The 7,512-nt window shown below is 72.4% G+C and carries 5 protein-coding genes and 1 pseudogene; 4 read left to right on the forward strand and 2 right to left on the reverse strand.

Annotation, left to right across the window (positions count from 1 at the left end; all coding sequences use genetic code 11):
- Positions 1-11: 11 nt before the first annotated feature.
- Positions 12-1,328, reverse strand: coding sequence for an isocitrate lyase (aceA, locus tag QM626_RS10570; protein WP_415076770.1), 1,317 nt, complete (start codon positions 1,326-1,328; stop codon positions 12-14).
- A gap of 124 nt (positions 1,329-1,452) precedes the next feature.
- Between aceA and QM626_RS10575 the strand changes: the two genes are divergently transcribed.
- Positions 1,453-2,910, forward strand: a complete 1,458-nt coding sequence (locus QM626_RS10575) for a helix-turn-helix domain-containing protein (RefSeq protein WP_415076772.1) — start codon at positions 1,453-1,455, stop codon at positions 2,908-2,910.
- On the opposite strand, the gene QM626_RS10580 is transcribed toward QM626_RS10575, so the two are convergent.
- A complete protein-coding gene (locus tag QM626_RS10580) occupies positions 2,877-4,415 on the reverse strand; it encodes a PucR family transcriptional regulator (RefSeq protein ID WP_415076774.1) in 1,539 nt (512 codons plus the stop codon). The two genes, QM626_RS10575 and QM626_RS10580, sit on opposite strands and share 34 nt — an antisense overlap.
- 118 nt (positions 4,416-4,533) lie before the next feature.
- On the opposite strand from QM626_RS10580, the gene gabT reads away from it, so the two are divergent.
- The 3 genes and pseudogenes from gabT to QM626_RS10595 all read left to right on the forward strand — a co-directional run.
- Positions 4,534-5,889: a 4-aminobutyrate--2-oxoglutarate transaminase gene (gabT, locus tag QM626_RS10585; RefSeq protein WP_415076782.1), complete on the forward strand. Its 1,356-nt coding sequence runs from the start codon at positions 4,534-4,536 to the stop codon at positions 5,887-5,889.
- Positions 5,890-5,918: 29 nt separating this feature from the next.
- On the forward strand, positions 5,919-7,277 hold the full coding sequence (locus QM626_RS10590; protein ID WP_415076786.1) for a flavin monoamine oxidase family protein: 1,359 nt from the start codon (positions 5,919-5,921) through the stop codon (positions 7,275-7,277).
- Positions 7,274-7,512, forward strand: a pseudogene (locus tag QM626_RS10595) (universal stress protein); the annotation flags it as partial. The gene QM626_RS10590 and the pseudogene QM626_RS10595, both read left to right, overlap by 4 nt.

Genomic DNA, 7,512 nt, shown 5'->3' on the forward strand with positions numbered 1-7,512 from the left:
TTCGGGTCGGTTCAGTGGAACTGGGCGGTCTCGGTGGAGCCGGCCAGGGCCAGCGTCGTCGAGTCGGGGTTGAGGGCGGTGGAGACGAGGTCGAAGTAGCCGGTGCCGACCTCGCGCTGATGCCGGGTGGCGGTGTAGCCGCGGGTCTCGGCGGCGAGCTCCGCCTCCTGCAGGTCGACATAGGCGCTCATGGCGCGCTCGGCGTAGCCGCTGGCCAGGTCGAACATCGAGTGGTTCAGCGCGTGGAACCCGGCCAGCGTGATGAACTGGAACCTGTAGCCCAGCTCCGCCAGCTCCTGCTGGAAGGTCGCGATCTGCGCGTCGTCGAGGTGCCGCTTCCAGTTGAAGCTCGGCGAGCAGTTGTAGGCGAGCATCTTGCCCGGGAACCGCTCGTGGATCGCGGTTGCGAACTCGCGCGCCAGCTCGATGTCGGGCTCGCCGGTCTCGACCCACAGCAGGTCGGCGTAGGGGGCGAAGGCGAGACCGCGGGCGATCACCGGCTCGATGCCGGCCCGCACCCGGTAGAAGCCCTCGACCGTGCGCTCGCCGGTCGCGAACTCCTGGTCGCGGGGGTCGACGTCGCTGGTGAGCAGGTCGGCGGCCAACGCGTCGGTGCGCGCGATGAGGACGGTCGGCACCCCGGCGACGTCGGCGGCCAGCCGCGCGGCGTTCAGGGTGCGGATCTGCTGCGCGACCGGCACGAGCACCTTGCCGCCCAGGTGGCCGCACTTCTTCTCGCTGGCCAGCTGGTCCTCGTAGTGGATGCCGGCGGCGCCGGCGTCGATGAGCGAGAGTGCCAGCTCGTAGGCGTTCAGCGGGCCGCCGAAGCCGGCCTCGGCATCCGCGACGATCGGGGCGAGCCAGTCGCGGGTGATCTCGCCCTCGGCGTGCTCCAGCGCGTCCTGACGCAGCAGCGCGCTGTTGATGCGGCGCACGACGGCCGGGACCGAGCCCACGGGGTAGAGGCTCTGGTCCGGGTAGGTCTGCCCGGCGAGGTTGGCGTCGGCGGCGACCTGCCAGCCCGAGAGATAGATGGCCTTCAGGCCCGCGCGCACCTGCTGCACGGCCTGGCCGCCGGTGAGGGCGCCGAGCGCACGGATGTAGTCCTCGGTGTGCAGCAGATTCCACAGGTTCTCGGCGCCGCGGCGCGCGAGCGTGTGCTCTTCGCGGACCGAGCCGCGGAGGCGCACGACGTCGGCGGCGGTGTAGGCGCGCTCGATGCCGTCCCAGCGCGGGTCGTTCTCCCAGATCTCGGCCAGCTCGACGGCGGTCTGGGTCTGGTCGCCGGCGCGCAGCGGCGGCTGGCCGGGGGTGGCGTGGAAGGTCATGTCGGTCTCCTCTGATCCGATGGCGGTGGACGTGAGACCACTGTGCGTGAATTTCTTGAGCTAGAACGGGGATCAGGCCGGAGAAGTTTGCGCATATTTCACTTTCTGTGACACACTGCCGGCCATGACGATCACAGAAGATCGAGCCGCCGACGACGCCGACGCGCTCACGATCGGCCGGCGCATCCGGCAGCTGCGCACCCAGCGCGGCATGACGCTGGAAGAGCTCGCCGCGGCCGTCGCACGCGCGCCGAGCCAGCTGTCGATGATCGAGACGGGCAAGCGCGAGCCGAAGCTCACCCTGCTGCGCCAGATCGCGAAGGCGGTCGGCTCATCCGTCGACGCGCTGCTGGAGGCCGAGCCGCTCGACGAGCGTGCCGCCATGGAGATATCGCTCGAGCGAGCGATGCGCGGGCAGACCTTCCAGGCGCTGGGCCTCTCGCCGTTCCGCATCGGCAAGTCGGTGCCCGACGAGGCGCTGCGCGCCATGCTCGCCCTGCAGGGCGAGATCGAGCGCCTCCGCGACGAGCGGGCGGCGACTCCGGAGGAGGCACGCCGGGCGAACGTCGAGCTGCGTCACCTGATGCGGCAGCAGAACAACCACTTCCCCGACCTGGAGGAGCAGGCCCGCGGCATCCTCGCAGCGGTCGGCCATCCCGGTGGCCCGCTCACCCAGCGCACCGCGAGCGACATCGCCGCCCACCTGGGGTTCACGCTGCACTATGTGCCCGATCTGCCGCAGACCACCCGCAGCGTCGCCGACCTGAAGAACGGGCGGCTGTACCTCTCCAGCCGGGTCGCGGCCAAGGGCGACGCCCGCACCGCGGTGCTGCAGGCGCTGTCCAGCCGGATCCTCGGCCACACCGAGCCGACCAGCTACGCCGAGTTCCTGCGTCAGCGCGTGGAGACGAACTATCTGACCGGGGCGCTGCTGATCCCCGAGGCCCACGTCGCTCGGGTCCTGCGCGACGCGAAGGCGGCCAGGGCGATCTCGATCGAAGACCTGCGCGACGCGTACTCGGTCTCCTACGAGACCGCCGCGCACCGGTTCACGAACCTCGCGACGGTGCACCTCGGCATCCCGGTGCACTTCCTCAAGGTGCACGAGTCGGGCACGATCACCAAGGCGTACGAGAACGACGACGTGAACTTCCCCGCCGACCGGCTCGGCGCCATCGAAGGGCAGATGTGCTGCCGGCGCTGGACGAGTCGGGTCGTGTTCGACGTCGACGACCGGTTCAACCCGTACTACCAGTACACCGACACCGGAGGCGGCACCTACTGGTGCACGGCGCGCGTCGAGAACTCCAGCGAGGGGCAGCACTCGGTGAGCGTGGGGGTGCGCTTCGACGACACGAAGTGGTTCCTGGGGCGCGACACCCCGAACCGCGGCGTCTCGAAGCACTCGGTCGAGGTGTGCTGCCGGCGCGCGCCTGCCGACCTCGAGGCCGCGTGGCGCGAGAACGCCTGGCCCAATGTGCGCACCCCGCGGACCCTGCTGGCGACGCTTCCGACCGGAGCGTTCCCGGGCGTGGACACGACCGAGGTCTACGAGTTCCTGTCGGCCCACGCTCCGCGCTGAGCGACCTCGAACGCGAGCCACAGCCGCGCGCGCACCGCGAACGAGGTCAGGTCGACGTCCAGCGCCCGCTCGACCGCCGCGAGCCGGGCCCGCAGTGTGTGGCGATGGATGCCGAGGGCCTGCGCGGTGCGCTCGTGTGAGCCGTCGTGGGCCAGCCAGGCCGCCAGCGTCGTCTGCAGCTGCGTGCCCCCGGCCGCATCCGCCGCGCGCAGGGGCGCGAGCTCGGCGTCGGCGAGCACGCGGGCTCGTTCGCCGTCGAAGGCCGCGGCGAGGCCGCCGCGCGCGTCGGCGAACACCCTCACTCCGCTCCCGCCGCCCTCCAGCGCGACGCGCGCCTGGGCCAGGCCCGCGGCGACCTCGTCGTACCCGACCGGGTCGGACACGCCGACCGCCAGGTTCGACCGCTCGGCCAAGAGCGGCAGCAGCGTGTCGTCGGATGCGGGCACCACCAGCAGCAGTCCGGCATCGATCCGGCCGAAGAACAGCCGGCTGCCGCGGCCGTCGGCCTGCGACTCGAGCCATTCCACGACATCGTCCCGTCCGCCTGCGTCGGTCAGGGCGACCCGCACCGGCGCCGGCGGCAGGCCGCCCCACATCCGGCTCGCGACGCGACGCGCGGTGGCAGCCCCGCCGTCGAGCAGCGACACCGCGAGCCCGGCCCGCAGCGCGTCCCGGGCGCGCAGCAGCCCGCGACGCTGCTCGAGGGCGAGGTCGGCCATGGCCACGACCATGGTCACGACGCTGCGGGCCTCGGCATCCAGCACCCCGGTCGCGAGGGCGAGCACACCGGTCAGGTGCCCGGGACGACCCAGCGACTGCAGCACGACCGTGCCGTCGCTGACGGCCACCGTCGCGCCCGCACGCGTGCCGCGGGCGAGCATGGCCGTCACCTCCGCCTGGAGCTCCGTGCGTCCGGCACCGTCACGAGGGTGCTCATGACGCAGCACCCCGGCCGCGTCGAACAGCCCCACCCAGGCGTCCAGACGCCGGGAGAGCTCGTCGACGGCTGCCGCGAGCCCGTCGCTGCGCAGCGCCGCGAGCGAGAGCGCGCGCTGCGCGTCCAGCGCCCAGGTCCGCCGCGCGAAATCCTGCGCCGCCAGCGCTCGCGCATTGGCGCGGGCGACCGCGATGAACGGGGTGCGGTAGGGCACCTCGAACAGGGGCAGCCGCGCCGCGCCGCATGCCGCTGCCAGGCCTTCCGGGATGCCGCCTGGCACCACCTCGGTGCCGAACCCGAGCGCCACGACCCCGCGGACGACGAGCCGTTCGACGTAGGCGGCGTAGTCCGCGGGGTCCGCGCCGGTGAACTGGGTTCCCGTCGTCAGCAGCGCGAGATCCTCGGACAGGAACGGCGTGGGATCGGCCAGATCGGAGCTGTGGACGCCCCGGATCACCCGGTCGAGCGCGCCGGCCGCCAGCCGGTCTTCGTCGACGGCCAGGCGGAGGCGCAGCTCGGTGCGGCGCAGCAGCGCACGGACGGTGGGCGGATCGGCGGGGCTGCTCACGAGCGGATCCTCCTCCGGTGCGCGTGCGGTCGGCTGTGTACATCGTGTCGCATGAGCGGGCGAAGATGTACACGTCGGAGAGTGCTCTGGTCTGAGCCGCGCCCCTACGCTCGCGACCATGAGCGTCACCGACATTCCCGCCGCGCCCGTCGGGGGCCCGTCCCTGCCGCAGGAGCGGCGCCTGGTCACCGCGATCCCCGGCCCTCGCTCGCAGCAGCTGCTGGCGCGCAAGGCCGCCGCCGTCCCGGCGGGGGTCGGCCACACCGTCCCCATCGAGGCGGCCGCCGCGGGCGGCGGGGTCGTGGTGGATGCCGACGGCAACTCGCTCATCGACCTCGGTGCCGGCATCGCCGTGACCACGGTCGGCGCCTCGCACCCGAAGGTGGTCGCCGCCGTCGCCGAGCAGGTCGCGCGGTTCACCCACACCTGCTTCATGATCTCGCCGTACGAGTCGTACGTCGCCGTCGCCGAGGCACTGAACCGGCTGACTCCGGGCGACCACGAGAAGAGGTCGGCCCTGTTCAACTCCGGGGCCGAGGCCGTCGAGAACGCGGTCAAGATCGCGCGCAAGCACACCGGCAGGCCCGCCGTCGTCGCCTTCGACCACGCCTACCACGGCCGCACGAACCTCACGATGGCGCTCACCGCGAAGGCCATGCCGTACAAGAGCGGCTTCGGTCCGTTCGCCGGCGAGGTCTACCGCGCCCCGACGTCCTACCCGTTCCGGGACGGTTTGAGCGGGCCCGCGGCGGCGAAGCGGGCCATCTCGCTCATCGAGAAGCAGATCGGCGCCGCGAACCTCGCCGCGGTCGTCATCGAGCCGATCCAGGGCGAGGGCGGGTTCATCGTCCCGGCCGACGGGTTCCTGCCCGAGCTCGTGCGGTGGTGCCGTGAGAACGGCGTCGTGTTCGTCGCCGACGAGGTGCAGACCGGCTTCGCCCGCACCGGCGCGATGTTCGCCAGCGAGCTGTTCGGCATCGTGCCCGACATCGTCGCCACGGCCAAGGGCATCGCCGGCGGGCTGCCGCTGGCCGGGGTCACCGGTCGCGCCGAGATCATGGACGCCTCGCACCTCGGCGGCCTGGGCGGCACCTACGGCGGCAACCCCGTCTCCTGCGCGGCGGCGCTGGCCGCGATCGACGTGTTCGAGAACGACGGCATGGTCGAGCGCGCGCAGCGGATCGGCGACATCCTGACCACGCGGCTGGGAGAGCTCGCCGCTGCCCACCCGAGCATCGGCGACGTGCGCGGACGCGGCGCGATGATCGCGATCGAGTTCGTCGTCCCCGCGACGGGCGACCCGGATGCCGCCGCGGCGGCATCCGTCGCCCGGGCGGCGATCGCGGAAGGCGTCATCACCCTGACCTGTGGCACCTACGGGAACGTCATCCGGTTCCTGCCGCCGCTGTCGATCCCCGACCACCTGCTGCACGAGGGCCTCGACGTCGTCGCGGCCGCCGTCGCAGCCCTCTAACCGGCACCTGCCACACCCGAAGGAGCGAGATGAGCGAGATCACGAGGGACGTCGTCATCATCGGCGCAGGAGCGGCCGGGTTGACGGCAGCGAACGCGCTGCGCCGGCAGGGACTGTCGGTCGCCGTGCTCGAGGCCCGCGACCGCGTGGGCGGCCGGCTCTGGACCGACACGATCGAGGGCGCGATGCTCGAGATCGGCGGCCAGTGGATCTCGCCGGACCAGACCGCGCTGATCGAGACGGTGGCCGAGCTGGGGCTTTCGACCTTCAGCCGCTACCGGGACGGGGACAGCGTCTACGTCGGCCCCGACGGCACGCCGGTCCGATTCACCGGCGACCTGTTCCCGGCCGGTCCTGAGACCGAGCGGGTCATCGCGGAGATCACCGCGCGCCTCGACGAGATGGTCGCCGAGATCGACCCCGACCGCCCGTGGGCGCATCCGAAGGCCGCCGAGTGGGACGCGATCTCGTGGGACGCGTGGCTGCGCAGCCAGACCGACGACGACGAGGCCGTGCGCAACCTGGCGTTCGCGACCGGCTCCGCGATGCTGACCAAGCCGACGCACGCGTTCTCGTTGCTGCAGTCGCTGCACATGGCGGCCTCCGCCGGCAGCTACACGAACCTCGTGGACGCCGACTTCATCCTCGACAAGCGGGTCGTCGGCGGACTGCAGCAGGTGCCGCTGCTGCTGGCGGAGCGCCTCGGCGACGACGTGTTCCGCAGCCAGCCGGTGCGCACCCTGGAGTGGGGAGAGGACGGCGTCACGGCCGTCTCCGACTCGATGACGGTCCACGCGCGCCAGGCGCTGCTGGCCGCCGCCCCGATCCTCTACGACCGCATCTCGTTCGTCCCGCCCCTGCCGCGTCGGCAGCACCAGCTGCACCAGCACCTGTCGATGGGCTTCGTCATCAAGGTGCACGCGGTCTACGACCGCCCGTTCTGGCGCGAGCAGGGTCTGTCCGGCACCGCGTTCAGCCCCTACGAGCTGTCGCACGAGGCATACGACAACACGAACTTCGGGGACGAACGCGGGACGCTGGTCGGGTTCGTCTCCGATCAGCATGCCGACGACGTGTTCGCACTGGACGCCGACGAGCGCAGGGCGCGCATCCTCGAGTCGCTGTCGCACTACTACGGGCCCGAGGCGAAGGAGCCGATCGTGTACTACGAGAGCGACTGGGGCAGTGAGGAGTGGACGCGCGGCGCCTACGCGGCGAGCTTCGACCTCGGCGGGCTGCACCGCTACGGCGCCGACCTGCGCACCGCGGTCGGCCCGATCCACTTCGCGTGCAGCGACATGGCGGGCGCCGGCTTCCAGCACGTCGACGGCGCCATCCGCATGGGCCGGCTGGTGGCGGACCAGATCGCCGAGGCGGTGCGCGGGTGAGCGCGGTCGTCGTCGGCTACACCGCGACGGATGCCGGTGCCGACGCGCTCGCCCTCGGCGCGCGCATCGCCGCTGCTACCGGCGGCACGCTGGACCTCGTCATCGTGCTGCCGGCGGAGGACCGCAGCGTGATCACCCCGCCGGACGCCGGGTACGACCGGCTGCTGCGCGCGACCGCCGAGGGCTGGTTGCGCGACGCCGCCGCCCGCGTGGCGGCGCTCTCGCCGCGCGCGCA

Source organism: Microbacterium sp. (genome assembly GCF_047606385.1).
Lineage (GTDB): Bacteria > Actinomycetota > Actinomycetes > Actinomycetales > Microbacteriaceae > Microbacterium.

What these genes read in the sequence shown, in the direction of transcription:
- aceA (WP_415076770.1), bottom strand. Translation starts at nt 1,328, where the DNA reads ATGACCTTCCACGCCACCCCCGGCCAGCCGCCGCTGCGCGCCGGCGAC.
- QM626_RS10575 (WP_415076772.1), top strand. Translation starts at nt 1,453, where the DNA reads ATGACGATCACAGAAGATCGAGCCGCCGACGACGCCGACGCGCTCACG.
- gabT (WP_415076782.1), top strand. Translation starts at nt 4,534, where the DNA reads ATGAGCGTCACCGACATTCCCGCCGCGCCCGTCGGGGGCCCGTCCCTG.
- QM626_RS10590 (WP_415076786.1), top strand. Translation starts at nt 5,919, where the DNA reads ATGAGCGAGATCACGAGGGACGTCGTCATCATCGGCGCAGGAGCGGCC.